This is a genomic window from Paenibacillus physcomitrellae, assembly GCF_002240225.1.
Taxonomy (GTDB): Bacteria; Bacillota; Bacilli; order Paenibacillales; family Paenibacillaceae; genus Fontibacillus; species Fontibacillus physcomitrellae.
In genome coordinates this window covers 554427-569047 of sequence record NZ_CP022584.1, presented here as the reverse complement: position 1 = coordinate 569047, position 14621 = coordinate 554427, and the positions used below count along the sequence as shown (strand labels likewise).

15 protein-coding genes are annotated in these 14621 nt (G+C 51.6%); 5 read left to right on the top strand and 10 right to left on the bottom strand.

Annotated features, from left to right (window positions below; genetic code table 11):
• Positions 1–153: 153 nt before the first annotated feature.
• Complete coding sequence (gene pdxR / locus CBE73_RS02545) at positions 154–1608, top strand: MocR-like pyridoxine biosynthesis transcription factor PdxR (RefSeq protein WP_094092863.1); 1455 nt, start codon at positions 154–156, stop codon at positions 1606–1608.
• 42 nt (positions 1609–1650) lie between these two features.
• Positions 1651–2163: a Crp/Fnr family transcriptional regulator gene (locus tag CBE73_RS02540; RefSeq protein ID WP_094096094.1), complete on the top strand. Its 513-nt coding sequence runs from the start codon at positions 1651–1653 to the stop codon at positions 2161–2163.
• A gap of 93 nt (positions 2164–2256) precedes the next feature.
• Here the strand turns inward: CBE73_RS02540 and CBE73_RS02535 are convergent, their stop codons facing one another.
• Positions 2257–3624 (bottom strand): DUF438 domain-containing protein, encoded by a 1368-nt coding sequence (locus CBE73_RS02535; RefSeq protein WP_094092862.1) that lies wholly within the window; start codon positions 3622–3624, stop codon positions 2257–2259.
• A gap of 163 nt (positions 3625–3787) precedes the next feature.
• Here CBE73_RS02535 and CBE73_RS02530 point away from each other — a divergent pair, with 163 nt between their 5' ends.
• On the top strand, positions 3788–4111 hold the full coding sequence (locus CBE73_RS02530) for a cupin domain-containing protein (RefSeq protein ID WP_094092861.1): 324 nt from the start codon (positions 3788–3790) through the stop codon (positions 4109–4111).
• An 87-nt stretch (positions 4112–4198) separates the two neighbouring features.
• Here CBE73_RS02530 and CBE73_RS02525 read toward each other — a convergent pair whose 3' ends face one another.
• The 3 genes from CBE73_RS02525 to CBE73_RS02515 form a co-directional block, all read right to left on the bottom strand.
• Positions 4199–4654, bottom strand: coding sequence for a GNAT family N-acetyltransferase (locus tag CBE73_RS02525; RefSeq protein WP_094092860.1), 456 nt, complete (start codon positions 4652–4654; stop codon positions 4199–4201).
• Positions 4655–4810: 156 nt separating this feature from the next.
• Positions 4811–5677 carry an NAD-dependent epimerase/dehydratase family protein gene (locus tag CBE73_RS02520; protein ID WP_268237136.1) on the bottom strand — a complete coding sequence of 289 codons (867 nt, stop codon included), beginning with the start codon at positions 5675–5677 and terminating at the stop codon, positions 4811–4813.
• A 26-nt stretch (positions 5678–5703) separates the two neighbouring features.
• Entirely contained in the window at positions 5704–6642 is a 939-nt protein-coding gene (locus tag CBE73_RS02515; RefSeq protein ID WP_094092859.1) for an aldo/keto reductase family protein, read from the bottom strand.
• Positions 6643–6956: 314 nt separating this feature from the next.
• On the opposite strand from CBE73_RS02515, the gene CBE73_RS02510 reads away from it, so the two are divergent.
• Complete coding sequence (locus tag CBE73_RS02510) at positions 6957–8324, top strand: amino acid permease (RefSeq protein WP_094092858.1); 1368 nt, start codon at positions 6957–6959, stop codon at positions 8322–8324.
• Here CBE73_RS02510 and CBE73_RS02505 read toward each other — a convergent pair.
• The 6 genes from CBE73_RS02505 to CBE73_RS02480 form a co-directional block, all read right to left on the bottom strand.
• Complete coding sequence (locus CBE73_RS02505) at positions 8321–9241, bottom strand: DNA-3-methyladenine glycosylase family protein (protein WP_229752561.1); 921 nt, start codon at positions 9239–9241, stop codon at positions 8321–8323. The two genes, CBE73_RS02510 and CBE73_RS02505, sit on opposite strands and share 4 nt — an antisense overlap.
• On the bottom strand, positions 9207–9764 hold the full coding sequence (locus CBE73_RS02500) for a methylated-DNA--[protein]-cysteine S-methyltransferase (protein WP_094092857.1): 558 nt from the start codon (positions 9762–9764) through the stop codon (positions 9207–9209). Before CBE73_RS02500 ends, CBE73_RS02505 begins: the two co-directional genes overlap by 35 nt.
• Entirely contained in the window at positions 9761–10342 is a 582-nt protein-coding gene (locus CBE73_RS02495; protein ID WP_094092856.1) for an Ada metal-binding domain-containing protein, read from the bottom strand. Before CBE73_RS02495 ends, CBE73_RS02500 begins: the two co-directional genes overlap by 4 nt.
• 96 nt (positions 10343–10438) lie before the next feature.
• Positions 10439–10897: a YfiM family lipoprotein gene (locus tag CBE73_RS02490; RefSeq protein ID WP_094092855.1), complete on the bottom strand. Its 459-nt coding sequence runs from the start codon at positions 10895–10897 to the stop codon at positions 10439–10441.
• Positions 10897–11685, bottom strand: a complete 789-nt coding sequence (locus CBE73_RS02485; RefSeq protein ID WP_094092854.1) for a hypothetical protein — start codon at positions 11683–11685, stop codon at positions 10897–10899. The genes CBE73_RS02490 and CBE73_RS02485 overlap by 1 nt, the downstream gene beginning before the upstream one ends.
• Positions 11686–11847: 162 nt before the next feature.
• A complete protein-coding gene (locus tag CBE73_RS02480; RefSeq protein WP_094092853.1) occupies positions 11848–12591 on the bottom strand; it encodes a ThuA domain-containing protein in 744 nt (247 codons plus the stop codon).
• A gap of 273 nt (positions 12592–12864) precedes the next feature.
• On the opposite strand from CBE73_RS02480, the gene ggt reads away from it, so the two are divergent.
• Entirely contained in the window at positions 12865–14472 is a 1608-nt protein-coding gene (gene ggt, locus CBE73_RS02475) for a gamma-glutamyltransferase (protein WP_094092852.1), read from the top strand.
• Positions 14473–14621: the final 149 nt, after the last annotated feature.

Here is a 14621-nt window from a genome sequence, read left to right as displayed (position 1 = left end):
AACGGCCTCCAAAATCAAGATTGTGCATGCCTCTCAGGCCGTGCACGTCTCTCATTGTAACCGCAAATTTCCGGCTCGTATCCAACCAATTGGATTGCTGCTGACCCAACCAACAGGTACAATGAAGGAAATAGGTTCGAGGAAGTGACTTCTTTGTATATACCCGATTGGCAGCCCGACAAGCTGTCCACAACGCCGCTGTATTTGCAGATCAAGCTTTTCCTCCTGCATAAAATTCAAACCGGCGAATGGCCAGTCGGCAGTCGAATTCCTCCGCAGCGTGTGATGGCAGACGCCTGGAACGTGAACCGCAGCACGATTGTAACGGCGGTCGAGGAGCTGATTGCGGAAGGATTGCTGGAAGGAAAAAGAGGCCAGGGTACGGTCGTCGTCAACAACAGCTGGTCCCTGCTTGCTTCTCCGCCGCCTCCCGACTGGAATGCCTATGTTCAATCAGGCATCCACCCTCCCAATGTTCCTGCAATCCAAATAATCAACAAAGCGGAGTTCATCCCAGGGATCATCCGGCTTGGAACAGGCGAGCCTTCCCCGGAATTGTTCCCCCGGGAGAAGATGCGGCAGGCGCTTGCCAGCCTGTCGGGGAATATCGATTCGCTCGGATACAGTGAGCCGAAAGGACTGCTGCCTTTAAGAGAGCAGATCAGCAGTCATTTGGAGAGAACCGGGATGGAGGTCTCCCCTTCTTCCATCCTGATCGTGTCCGGAGCTCTTCAGGCGCTTCAGCTCGTTGCAGTCGGATTGTTGCAGCCGGGATCGTCGATCCTGCTGGAGAATCCGTCCTATCTGAACTCGCTGCATGTGTTCCAATCTGCCGGAATCGGGCTGACCGGTCTTCCCATGGATGAGAAGGGAATTTGCGTGCAGCGGGTTGAGGAACAGAAGAAGAAGCAGCAGGCTGCGCTTCTTTATACCATCCCTTCTTATCAGAACCCAACTGGTCTGCTAATGCCAGCCTCCAGGCGATTGGAGCTCTTAAAGGCATGCGAACAGGTTCAACTGCCGATCATAGAAGACGATGTGTACCGGGATTTGTGGTTTGACATCCCTCCCCCGCCCCCTCTTAAAGCGATGGATAAGAAAGGACTTGTCCTCTATATGGGCAGTACCTCAAAGACGCTCAGTCCAGGTTTGCGGATCGGCTGGGTGGCGGGACCCGAATCCGTCATCGACCGTTTGGCCGACATTAAAATGCAGACCGATTACGGCTCAAGTTCATTGTCCCAATTAACGGTTGCCCAATGGATGTCCGCCGGATACTATCAGGAGCATCTTGAACACCTTCGGATGGAATTGAAGAGAAGACGTGATTTTATGCTAGAATGGCTTGAGCGGGATTTCGGGGATCTGGCGGTGTGGGAGATTCCGCAGGGGGGATTCTACATCTGGCTTCGGCTGCTTCCCGCCCTTTCGATGGCCAAGCTGTTTGAAACGGCATTGGAGCAGGGAATTCTGCTGAATCCCGGCTATCTCTACGACCGGAACGATCACCGTCATCTGCGATTGTCCTACGCTTATGCTTCATTGCCTGAGATGGAACACGGAATGAAGCAGCTTGCCCGGATCATCAGACAATTGGCAGATGGCTAGAACGGAAGCCAAACCCTATCTTATTTTACAGGAGGCATTATGATCCAATTACATAAAGGCGAAATCCTATTTCGTCAAGGCGAGTCAGGTCCATTATTCCACTTGAAGAGCGGAATGCTGAAAATTGTCCGCGTCCATGAGGACGGTTCGGAATTTCTGGTAAACGTCATTGTGCCGGGTGAAACCATTCCGCACCATTCCTTAATCAGCCCTAATCCCTACTACGGGACAGCCGTTGCACTTATTCCGTGTGAAGTGGAGAGAATTCCAAGCAGCGAATGGTATCAGCAGCTGGAGCAGAATCCGGAGCGTTACCGCACCATTGCTCTCCAGCTCCAGGACAAACTGCGCATGATGCAGCAGCGAATCGACCAGCTGACCGAAATATCGCCGGCCGATAAGCTGGCTCAGCTGCAGTCCTGGTTTCATACGTTTATTCAGCCGGCTTCCCTCACCGATATTCTGACCCAAAGTGAAATCGGGCAGCTGATCGGCTTAAGGAGAGAAACCATAAACCGGCTGCTTAAAATTCAAACGCGCCAAGGCGGCCGTTAATCGGGCGAACCACGGCCGCCTTGGTTGGCAATGGCATCAACGATGCTCCGGCACTCGCGGTGGCCGGCATTGAGATCTGCCTCTTTAATCAAATCAAGAAAGAATTCGTTTCTGTCCTTCCAACTCCCGGATCGGGTGGATATTTTGGGTGAATTCGAGCGTTCCCAGATATTTGCCCGCTTCATCTCTAACGGCGAAATAACGAATGTATACAAATTTATCCTTGAACGGAATCCAGAAATCCTCCACATCTTTGGCACCGGATTTGAAGTCTTCCAGCAGTTTGTTCACAATATGCACGCTTTGAGGCGGATGACAGTTCTGTACGGTACGGCCAATGACCGCTTTGGTCCGGGCAAAGATACGTTCCTTGCCGTGCGAGAAATAACGGACAACGTCCTGATCGTCAATAAAGGTTAAATCCACCGGCAAATGGTTAAGCATCGTCTCAAGCTGGGTTAAGGACAGCACCCCTGTAGCCATGCGTATCAGGCCTTGGGAAATGGCCCCTGCATCCGAGCTTTTTTCCAAGCGTTCTGTCGCGTGTTCCACCGAGTGTCCAGACGAATGTTCTCTCGAACGTTCTTCCAGCTGTTCTTCCGGAGACTTTTCAGACGCTGCCCCTGGTTGTTCCTGCTCCCCTGCCTCAAAGGGTTCCGGGGCACGTTCCGGAATCCACCGCTGCTCCGGTGAAATAAGGCAGTACCCGATTTCTTCGGTTTCGGCAGCGATTTGAACCCACTCATCTTCCGTTAATTTCTCAAGGGCCATCGGCAGTAAAATATGTTCCTCCTTAAAGATCATGTCGTTCACTTCGTTCATCACCCGGTCCAGCAGCCCAAGCAAGCCTTCACGATCTCCGTTATAGTCTGTCAGCTTGGCTTTCAGCTCCTTGATGCCCAGACGAATTCCGTCATCTACTCCCCACATCACTTTGGTTGGTCCATGAATGCCGTACTTCTCAAGAAAAGGAAACAGCAGATTCTCTTTACGGCTGTAATGCTTATCCACATCGTAAAGCAGTCCGAGGTCAGCGAGCAGCTTGAGGCGGTTTTGCTCGTTATCGTCTTCCCGGAACCGCCCGGCATGCAGTGAAATCGTAAAGCGGACAAGCCGGTCGATTTCCTGATTTTCCATCTTGAACACATGGACAGGGTGACCCGGCTGTTCCTCCGGTTTAGCGGATCTATGGATTTCCTGAATAGAACCTTTAAATACGGCCGCATGAACGCTGCACAGCCGCTGCACCTCTTCTACCGGGATGCCCTCTTCCTCCATCAGAGACTGTTCCAAGGCTGAAATTTCAGCGACCGAAATGTCCCCTGCAGCTTGGTGAAAACGGTCTTGAACCTCTTCCACACTGGTTCCGTTATGCAATTCTTTGATGATCTCTTTTAGGGCGGCCAGCCGTTCGGCATTGGCTTCTTTGTAATGTTCCCGGTTGTTAATCAACTCGCTCATGGACGTTCCCCTCCTGATTTCCAACCCTTGTCTAAAAAGGTTGGCTTGGCTTGCTTCCAAATTACCATCGCCAAACTGCCAACTTTGTGATCATAATCACAATTTGAAGTGCGGCAGGAACGTACGATATAAGTACAGGAATAAGCAAAGGAGTGTAAAACCTATGGATATCCAACATTTTTCGGCCGGGCCCCATCCTCATCCCTACCCAAACAGCCCGTTCACCAAAAAGATCCTGTTTCAAGAACCGGGACGTGTGGTGTTTGTACTGACTTTCGACCCGGGGCAGCAGCTGCCCGTTCATAAACATCCGGGAGCTTGTCTTTACGCCACGCTGCTGGAAGGAGCTGGGACGGTATACGCAGACGGGCAAGGCGTCGAGATCGCTCATGGACAGGCCATTCGGGTATCGGGAGAAGAGGAATTCTCTTACCGGAGTGGAGAACATTCGAAATCCGTGTTATACGTGACATTAATTCAGTCCTAGTTAAGCGGGCCAGAAAGACAAAAAAGGAGCATCCTGGCTTACGTCAGGTATGCTCCCTCACTCTTATTCGGCTTGCAACACTCTAAATTAAATTTCCTTGGTCATAAATGCGCTGTTCGGATCGTCAGTATAATGGGCGAACGGTTCGCAGTAACCAAATCCCAGCTTCTCATATAGCTTGCGCGCCGGTTCAAAAAAAGCCATGGAACCGGTCTCCAGACTGAGCCGTTTGTAGCCTCTTTCGCGGGCCGCCTGAAGAATGTGGTTCAGCATCGCTTCCGCTACGCCCTTGCGCTTGTGGCCGGAAGAAGTCCTCATCGACTTGATTTCACCATGCCCGGCATCCAATTCCTTTAACGCCCCGCAGCCGAGCAGTTCGTTCCCCTCCCAAGCTGTCCAGAAGGTCATTTCCGGCTTTCTCAAGCCTTCAAGATCAAGCGCATGTACGCTTTCCGGCGGAGAAGTAGCAAACATATCCTGTAAATGCTCCTCCAGCAGCGCAATGACGGCCGCGCCGGTCAAATCATCCTTTGTAATCTCCAAGACAACTCAGCCCCTCACTATGTATTGCTCCTAGTATAGAGGTTCGAAGTGAAATGGACAATGTCTAAGACGGATAGCCGGGCGCCGTTCACATCAAAGAACCCGATGGTATTCTACCTTTTCTCAATTTTACCTTTTCTCTATTCTACCTTTTCTTTATACCGATCTCTGTATCCCAACCTCTTCGCGCCACTTGTGCGTCGGCTGCCAGCCAAGCAGCTTTTTCGCTTGTTCATTGCTGAGCAGGGTTTCATAACCCTCAAGCGGTGCCCGAATATCGGTTACGCCGGGATAACGGGCAGATATCAGCTCGCGGCTGCGAACATTCATGCTGGAATCATCCGACGCAATGTTTAAGGCAACGGCGCCAAGGCCATCCGTTTCAATTGCCAGCCTGCAGGCAACGGCGGCGTCGCGTGTATCAATGTAGCTCCAAAGAATCCGATCCCGTTCCTCAGGCTTATCAATAAAGGAAGGGAATCGTGCATACCATTCCGGAGGAATGACGTTGCCAAGGCGCAGCGATACGACCTGCATGCCGGTCCGCCGATGAAACATCTCCGCTGTTTTCTCGTTCACAACCTTGGACAACCCGTAGCTGTCTTCCGGCAGCTGCGGATGAGCTTCATCAACCGGTACATACCGTGGAGACGGCGGGTTAACAGCAAACACAATCCCATACGAAGACTCGCTGGAAGCGATAACCGCTTTGCGGATTCCAAGACCGGCTGCTGCTTCCAGAACATTGTACGTGGACATCACATTGTTGCGGAAAGTGACCTCCGGTGTCCGGATATGTGCTGCCGGAATAGCGGCCAGATGAACAACCGCGTCGGCTCCGGCCAAAGCACTGTAGGTCTCACCCAGATTCTCCAGATCGACGATCAAAGTGGGACAAATTTCTTCTTCGGGACGGCGCGTGTCTACATTCAGCACCTCGTAGCCTTGTTCAACAAAATGTTTGACGACCCAGCGGCCCAGCATGCCGCTTCCGCCCGTAATAATTACCTTCGCCTTCGCCACAGTTCTAACCCCTCCCTATAATGAACCTACTTCAAAATTTCCTCAATCCGGTTCAGAACCTCTTCGCTTAGCTCGATACCTGAAGCTTTGGCGTTTTCTGTCACCTGCTCCGGACGGCTTGCTCCGATTAAAGCACTGGCTACGTTCGGCTGGCGCAGAATCCAGGCCAACGCAAGCGTGCTGACGCTGATGCCCAGCTCACCCGCCACATGTTCAAGCTCACGCACTTTGTTGATCTTCTCCTCGGTGATTCCCTTGCGCATGCCTTCCAGCTTGGCCGCGCGGCTGTCCTGCGGGAGATCTGAAACCGAGGTATATTTGCCTGTCAGCAGGCCCTGTGCCAGCGGCGAAAAGACCACTTGTCCAATACCGGAACGTTCGCCGAGCGGAATAACTTCTTGTTCAATATATCGGTTAAACATGTTGTAGATCGGCTGGTTCACGACGATGCGGTCCAGCAGATAACGATCGGCAAGCGCCAGCGCTTCAGCCATTTGGGAAGCCTGCCACTCGCTCACACCCACATACAGCACCTTGCCTTGGCGGACAAGATCGTCAATCGCACGAAGCGTTTCATGAAGCGGTGTCTCCGTGTCATAACGATGGCAGTAAAAAATATCCACGTAATCATGTCCTAAACGTTTCAGGCTGGCGTTTGCCTGCTCAATAATGTGCTTGCGGGACAAACCTTTGTCATTGGGACCTTCGCCCATTTTTCCGAAAGCTTTGGTTGCCAGCACGTAGGATTCGCGCGGGTATGCCTTGAGCGTCTGCCCGACCAGTTCCTCCGCAGCCCCTCTTTCATATACATTGGCTGTATCAAAGAAATTGATGCCCAGCTCATAGGCGGTTTTGATGGAATTCACCGCATTTTCGCGTTCCACGTAACCTCCGTATGTAAGCCAGCTTCCCAAACTGATTTCACTGACCTTAAGGCCGCTGCCACCGAGTCTTCTGTATTTCATCCGAAATTCCTCCTGTCTTAGTGTTTGTCTCTTCAGTGATTTTCACCTGCAGTCTTTCTTTTGTTACGCTTACATTTTAAATAAGTTAAGGCCGGTTTTGAAGAAGGGAAAAGATCTTCACTTAATTATATCGAAGATAGATACTATACTTTACTATACTTAGTGATTATGATAGTGGCCTGCCTGCTTGTGAAATATCCGCTTTTTAAATTCGCCAAACCAACTTATCCTGATAAGGTCATATTATTTTTAGTAAAGAGATTGTATACTGGAAAATACTAAATAAAAGTTTATCGTTTTGGCAGGAGGACGTTATGAGCAGAGAAGACCGCAATAAACTTCAGAAAAGATTGCAGCCGCGGCATATTACCTTAATGGCCATGGGAGGGGTAATTGGAACAGGCATCTTTAAAGGAAGCGCCGAGACGATCGGCCTGGCCGGTCCAGGGGTTGTCATTACCTATATCCTGGCAGGGCTTCTCCTGCTGGTGGTCATGGGAGCCATGACCGAAATGGCGACGGTGTACCCGGGCAGAAACATGAAAGATTTTGTGCGGGAAGCTTTCGGAGAACGAACCTCGTTTATTCTTGGCTGGCTTTATTGCTTTATGTGGCTGGCGGTTTGTGTAATCGAGATTATTGCGGCAGGCAGCTTTCTGCAGTATTGGCTTCCTTCCGTCCCATTGTGGATACTGAGCCTGGCTTGTGCGGCGCTGATTATTCTCATTAACCTGATGAGCGTTAACAGCTTTGGAGAGGTGGAGTTCTGGCTGGCCGGCATCAAAATCGCCATGATTGTCCTGTTCGTGATCCTTGGCGTGCTGGTTCTCTTTGGCGTTATCCATGGAGGGGGTGATGCCGCGGCTCCTGGTCTAAGCCGTTTAACGGAGAACGGTGGGTTCCTTCCGAACGGCTGGACAGCGATTTTCTCCGCTCTGCTGGTCGTCACTTTCTCTTACGGAGGGTCCGAACTGATTGGTCTGACGCTGACGGAAACCGAGAATTCGCATAAAATTCTCCCGCGCCTTGTCGGCAGCTTTATCCTGCGGGTTATTTTGTTCTACACGCTCCCGATTCTCGTCATCTGCGCCTTAATTCCATGGAATGAGCTTGGCGGAAACAGCAGTCCTTTTGTTCAGGTACTGAACTATACCGGCCTGAAAGGCTCAGCCCACGTCATGAATTTCATTCTGGTAACCGCTGTGCTTTCCGCAGCCAACTCCGGGGTTTACGGAGCTACAAGAATGCTGCACGCCATGGCCGCCGCCGGGGAGGCGCCTTCCAAACTGGCGCAAGTATCGAAACGGGGGGTTCCTTATCAGACATTGAAGCTGGTTTCAGTGCTTCTGATCGCCGGGTCACTGCTGGGCTTGTTCGCTCAAGACCAGCTCTTTCGCGTGCTGATGGCGGTACCTGGTTTTGTGGTCCTGCTCGTCTGGATGACGTTTTGCCTTGCTCAGCTGAAGCTGCGCAGGAATTATCCGGTTAAGCCGACCTTTAGATTATGGGGTGCTCCTTACATCAACTATGTAGCGGTTGCCTGCCTGGGCGTTATTGCGGTCTTGTTCCTGTTTGATGAACAGAACCGGCTGAGTATTGGCGTTTGCTTGGCTTTCCTTATCTTTCTGATCATCAGCTCTGTCGTGAAATTCCGCAGAAAGAACTTGTACACAAAGAATTAATATAAGGTACGCCATAAATAAAAGGTAACGTAAGCCTCCCATCCCTTCCAGGGTTCAAAGAGCTGCTGGAGAAAAGCTTCGGAGGGCTTCTCCTCAAGCCCCGCCGCCAATTTAACAGCGTTGCGCAGCCCTGCGTCGCCAATCGGAAAGGCCCCCGGATCTCCCAGACATCGCATCCGCACATAATGGGACGTCCAGGGGCCGATTCCTTTGATACGCTGAAGATGCTCGCCCATTTGATCATAGTCGCCCAAACGGATCAGCTGATCCCGGGATAACTCCCCGCTCTCCATCCTTTGGGCGATTTCCAGCAGGGCGGCGCTTTTGGCGCGAGATACTTTCATCGCTCCCAATTCTTCCGGCGAAGTCGCGAGCAGCTGCTTGGCAGACGGGAAGCTATAATAACGGCGGCCGTTCCAATCCAAAGGATTGCCGTAGGCGTAAGTTATATTTTTCTTAAGCGCATACGCAAAGGATAAATTGATCTGCTGGCCAAGGACAGCCCAGCAAAGCGCCTCAAACAGATCTGGTATCCCTACCATCCGCAACCCGTAAAACGACTTCGCAATCCCATTCAGCATAACATCCTCTTCGGCCAGGATATAGAATGGCCCCAAGTCTCGCTCCAGATCAAACCAATTCCGGATATACGCTTCAACGGTCTGCTGTTCGGCAGCTGTAAGCGGCCCCCCGTGCAGAACCACTGCCTTTAGAAGACGGCCCCCTTGACTGCCCACCTGAAGCAATACACTCCGGTCGTTTATGACAAGCAGCTTTCGAACCGTCTGCTCATGAATTTCATAAAGGCACTCTTCTGAAGACCTTCCCAAATAGTCCAGACAGTGGGCAAAATCAAAACCTTCAGGCGTTGGAATTCTCAACTCAAAATTGGAAACGGGCGTGTCCCTTTGAATCAATGGACTCCACTCCTTCCAGATGCAGCAGCATCTCCTTAATCGCTAAACCTCCGCGGTAACCGACCAAGGTACGGTTTGAGCCGATTACCCGGTGGCACGGCACCAGAATCGGCAGCGGATTGGCCCCGTTGGCCGTTCCCACCGCACGGACTGCCTGAGGGCGGCCGATGGCTGCAGCAAGCTCCCGGTAGGTCCAGACCGTGCCGTAAGGAATCTGCCGTAATTGGGCCCAGACCTCCTGTTGAAACGGCGTACCTAATTCATTTAGCGGCACCGAGTCGAAAGAGACCCTTTTCCCGTTAAAATAATCGTTCCACAGCTCAAAAATCCCAAACCTGTCTATAGCTTCCCGGTTCTCCTTCAGCTGCGCTCCCGGAGCCAGCCGCTTGAGCCAGCTGATCCAACGATCCGGAGAATCTCCCGGGTACAGAACCCGGCATATTCCTTGCTCTGTCGCAAGAAATGTCCATGAAGCGGCGTTGCCCGGCTCCAGTTGTGTCCAATAAATTACAGATCTAGTCATCGTCCCTGACTCCTCTCCTTATAAACCTCGCGATATTCGCTGGGCGTCATCCCCGTCTCCTGGGAGAACCAGCTCGAAAAATGAGAGTGGCTGCGGTATCCGACCGCTTTTGCGACGGCAGAGATCGTGTCAGCGCCATCGCTGCTCTCCAGTCTTTTTCTGGCTTCGGCTAATCTGAGCTTCTGCAAATGAACGGCAGGCGTAGAGCCGGTGATCCGTTTATACAGTCTCTGCAGATGAAAAGGACTAATGACCAGCGCATCGGCAATCTCTTGGAGGGTCATTGAACGGTGAAGGCTGTTCGCCAGCAGCTTGTTCACTTCAGCCGCCAGCCTTTCATCCGGATTCTGCTTGCCCGGAAGCTCCGGCCGGCAGCGTTTGCACGGACGAAAGCCTGCATTTCTCGCTTCTTGTACAGTAGTCACAAATAGAATGTTCCGGGGAAGAGGTGTTCTCGCGCGGCAGGACGGGCGGCAAAAAATACGGGTCGTTTTGACGCAGGTATAATAAATGCCATCATATGTAGTTTCCTTCTTGGCCAAAGATGCGTAGATCCGGTCAAACAATTCCTGTTGCACTCTCTTCACCTCCTGAGGCCAAGTATACCCTCAGGTGACGTTAACTTAAAAGGGGTTTCAGCTACGAGAGCAAGATTTCGACAAGCATCCGCAGATTTATCTGGTTTTGGCAAGCCCCAATGCTTTATGATCCCACAAAATATCCTCTACTACTGAGATCTGGTTCTCTTCACAGGTGACGATGAGAATCACATCTCCTTTCTTGCCTTTACGAATCTCGTTTTGATTCTTATGCCGTTTCACCAGGTAAATAATCCAGTTCAGCACAATTCCGAGTCCGAATCCGGTTACAGCTCCTGCCAATCCCCAAACCACCGGCCCACCGGCCCAGACAAATCCCTTGCTCGCCCCGATGGTCGACAGCATAAAACCAAAGATCATGCCCTTATCAATAAAGGACAAACCGTCGGACCGATGAATGCTGTCCATCAATCGGGGTTCCTTTTTTCGAAGCTCCAGCGGAACGGCATAAATCTCCGTTATTCCCTTCTGCTCAAGCTCCGTAATCACGATTTCCAGTAGCGACGAATATTCGTAAGTAGCAAAGATTTGCATCAGTTCACCTTTTCTCCAACCTTGATGTGCTTGCCTTGCGGCTGATATTTCTCGAGCAGGAACGTTTTTAGTGATGAATCAAACAACTTATTGTTCTCTATCGTATTCGTATATGCATCGTACATAGTAAAGAAATAAAAAGAAGGGAAATATAGCACCCACTGGGCGTCCACTGCCCTGGCAGAGCTTGAAATATCCCCGAGCATCAGGTAATGCAGCCCCAAAATTAAACGCGACTCCCAAACCAGCACGATGGTTGTAATCAAAATAAAAACAGCCAGCACGATACGATGCAAATACAGCTGTCCTACACTTGGAACTCCCATGGACCATACCACGGCCACCCACGGCTTTCGTTTGTCCAAATAATTGACTTCCAGCGCACCAATACTGAATTCATTAAAGGGCGAATTCTCCCTCATGGCAAGAAGATAGACCTTATTCATGTCAACGGCTGTCCGATAGCTGTCCCAGATCGCAAATAAATAAACCGGAATATAGAGGTAGGTAAAATTGGGATCAAGCACTTCGCGCGCGGCTTGAAAATTCCCGTTAAAAGTGTCTATGATGGCTTCATTCAAATGAATCTTTTGATTGATAAACATCTCCCAAAGCACAAGCACATAACCCCGAAGATATTTGTTAAGCAGCAAGTGGCCAAAGCCGGGAAATGCCAAGGACCAAAGACCGATTGTATAGGGGTTCCTTTTATGCAGCTGTGTCGTTCCGAGTATACTGACATGGGCTTTATAACGCCTGCTGCGTAATTTCTCTCTGAAGTTCTCCATATTCCCCTCCTGAAGATACATTTTATGGTAATTAAAGCTTTTCCATTAATACGCCATGTCATTCATTAAGGAGATAAATACTTCTCCGCAAAAAATAAAAAACAAGCCGTGCGAACACGGCTTGTTAGTTGACTTAAACTTCCTATTCGTAGAAACTGCGAATCAGACATGCTTCATCACTTTAAGCGGCTCAAGAGGCTCTACCCGGCCATACGTGACCGGGGAACCTGCTGCAGGCGCAGCCCAGTGTACGGCATTGGCAATAACTTTGATCACATCCGGATGGTGGTAAGTTGGAAATGACTCATGCCCGGGACGGAAGTAAAACAACTTCCCTTTCCCCCGCTTGTAACAACAGCCGCTGCGGAACACTTCCCCGCCTTCAAACCAGGAAATGAAGACCAGTTCATCCGGTGCCGGAATTTCGAACCGCTCCCCATACATTTCCTCCTGAGGCAGTTCAATATATTCGCCTAAACCGGCGGCAATCGGGTGGTTGGGTTCAACGACCCATAAACGTTCCTTCTCGCCTTCCTCCCGCCATTTAAGCCGGCCGGTATGGGTTCCAAGCAGCATCTCAAAGATCTTCGAAGCATGAGCGGAGTGAAGCACGATAAGCCCCATGCCATCAAGAACCCGATCTCTTACCTTCTGCACAATGTCATCTCTCACCTCATGATGAGCGACATGCCCCCACCAGATCAGCACATCCGTATCTGCCAAAACTTCATCCGTTAACCCGTGTTCAGGTTCATCAAGGGTTGCTGTGCGGATCTCCAATGTGCCGTCCTGAGCCAGATAGCCGCCGATGGCCTCGTGAATGCCGGACGGATAAATCTCTGCTACCTTCTCATCTTCCCGTTCATGCCGATATTCGTTCCAAACTGTAACCTTAAGGTTAACCATTTCAAATTCCCCCATCCCCGTTGTCAAAGCTAAAGCAAGCACCCTGAAAGCAAAGCTGATCCAGACTTAACACTTAACAACAGCTTTTACTGCCTAGTTAGAAAGCGCTTTAATTTATTCTTCCCCAGTATAGTGCATGCCGGACCAAACGAAAAGAGTGTCTAAACACTTTCTCGAAATCTTCCTGACCGATAATTAAAATGGCTGATTTTTCACTGGATGTTTTCGGCAAATTCCTTCATAATTTAATGAAAAAAAGGGAGGTGCTTCCGTATGTTTGATTCTTATCATCATCCCCATCCTGCCTACCGGAGACCTCTCTTCGCCCGTGGAGGCATGGTTGCGGCCTCTCAGCCTCTGGCAGCACAGGCGGGACTGGACATCCTCAAAAAAGGCGGAAACGCCATCGATGCCGCTATCGCGGCAGCGGCAGCGCTGACTGTCGTAGAGCCAACTGCAAACGGCATTGGCAGCGATGCCTTCGCCCTGGTCTGGACGGATGGGAAGCTTCACGGCCTCAATGCCAGCGGCCCCGCTCCCTTGTCCATCTCAAGCGAAGCTGTAAGGGCCGCCGGACATAAGAAAATGCCTGTTTACGGCGCAATTCCCGTCACCGTGCCGGGAACACCCGCCGGCTGGGCGGAGCTGTCCCGCCGTTTCGGACGACTGCCCTTGAGCGAGGTGCTGCAGCCGGCCATTGATTACGCGGAGAACGGGTTCCCCGTTTCGCCGACGGCCGCTTATTTCTGGGAAAAAGCTTATGCGCGTTTCAAGGAAATTTTTACTGAAAGCCATTATGAGCCTTGGTTTACCACCTTCGCACCGGCAGGCCGTGCACCCAAACCCGGAGAAATGTGGCGATCGCCGGACCATGCAAGAACACTGCGACTGATCGGCGAAACGGGAGCGGAAGCCTTTTACAGAGGGGAGCTTGCGGAACGCATTGCGGAGTTTGTACAGCAGGCCGGCGGTTACTTGCAGGCAAGCGATCTGGCGGCCTATCAGCCGGAGTGGGTGCAGCCGATCAGCACGGCCTACCGAGGTTATGACGTATGGGAAATCCCGCCGAACGGACAGGGACTTGTAGCGTTGATGGCGCTAAATATAGTTAAGGGCTTTGATTTTACGGGTTCCGATGAAGTCCGGCATTATCATCGTCAGATCGAAGCGATGAAGCTGGCTTTCGCGGACGGCCAGAAATACATTACGGACAGCCGCCATATGAACACGGACGTAAAACGCCTGCTGTCCGAGGAATACGGCGCCCGTCGGCGCAGCCTGATCGGCGCCGCAGCGCTCGAGCCGGAAGCCGGCGACCCGCATGCGAGCGGGACGGTGTACCTGGCGGCGGCCGATGGCGAAGGCAGCATGGTTTCTTTTATCCAAAGCAACTACATGGGATTCGGTTCGGGACTTGTGGTGCCGGGAACGGGGATCGCCCTGCAGAACCGGGGCAGCGATTTCTCACTTGAGGACGGCCATGAGAACCGTCTGGAGCCCGGCAAACGGACTTATCATACGATCATTCCCGGGTTCCTGACGAGAAACGGCCAGGCCGTCGGCCCGTTTGGCGTTATGGGCGGGTACATGCAGCCCCAGGGCCATATGCAGGTAGTGATGAATACGATCGACTACGGCCTTCATCCCCAGGCCGCCTTGGATGCGCCAAGATGGCAGTGGACAGGCGGGAAAACGGTTCTTGTCGAACCGACCTTTCCCAACGCGACCGCGCAGGCGCTCGCCCGGCTCGGGCATGATATCCGGATTACGCTCGATTCCGGTTCTTTCGGACGCGGGCAGATCATCTGGCGGGATCCCGAAACCGGCGTGCTTTGCGGAGGGACGGATTCCCGGACAGACGGCACGGTAGCCGCTTGGTAACGGCCTGATAAAGGTGAAAGGAGCTGCTGCAACAGCTTTGTTATATAGCGGAACTTTTACAGCCGCTTTTTCGATCCTTCCAAGGACCAAACAGTTAACTTTACCGCTTTTGACCGTGAAAATAAAGCAAAGGCCCACAGCAAGTGAAT

Coding starts and splice junctions, on each gene's coding strand:
- CBE73_RS02535 (WP_094092862.1), bottom strand. CDS start 3,624: ATGAGCGAGTTGATTAACAACCGGGAACATTACAAAGAAGCCAATGCC.
- CBE73_RS02530 (WP_094092861.1), top strand. CDS start 3,788: ATGGATATCCAACATTTTTCGGCCGGGCCCCATCCTCATCCCTACCCA.
- CBE73_RS02515 (WP_094092859.1), bottom strand. CDS start 6,642: ATGAAATACAGAAGACTCGGTGGCAGCGGCCTTAAGGTCAGTGAAATC.
- CBE73_RS02510 (WP_094092858.1), top strand. CDS start 6,957: ATGAGCAGAGAAGACCGCAATAAACTTCAGAAAAGATTGCAGCCGCGG.
- CBE73_RS02500 (WP_094092857.1), bottom strand. CDS start 9,764: ATGACTAGATCTGTAATTTATTGGACACAACTGGAGCCGGGCAACGCC.
- CBE73_RS02490 (WP_094092855.1), bottom strand. CDS start 10,897: ATGCAAATCTTTGCTACTTACGAATATTCGTCGCTACTGGAAATCGTG.
- CBE73_RS02485 (WP_094092854.1), bottom strand. CDS start 11,685: ATGGAGAACTTCAGAGAGAAATTACGCAGCAGGCGTTATAAAGCCCAT.
- CBE73_RS02480 (WP_094092853.1), bottom strand. CDS start 12,591: ATGGTTAACCTTAAGGTTACAGTTTGGAACGAATATCGGCATGAACGG.
- ggt (WP_094092852.1), top strand. CDS start 12,865: ATGTTTGATTCTTATCATCATCCCCATCCTGCCTACCGGAGACCTCTC.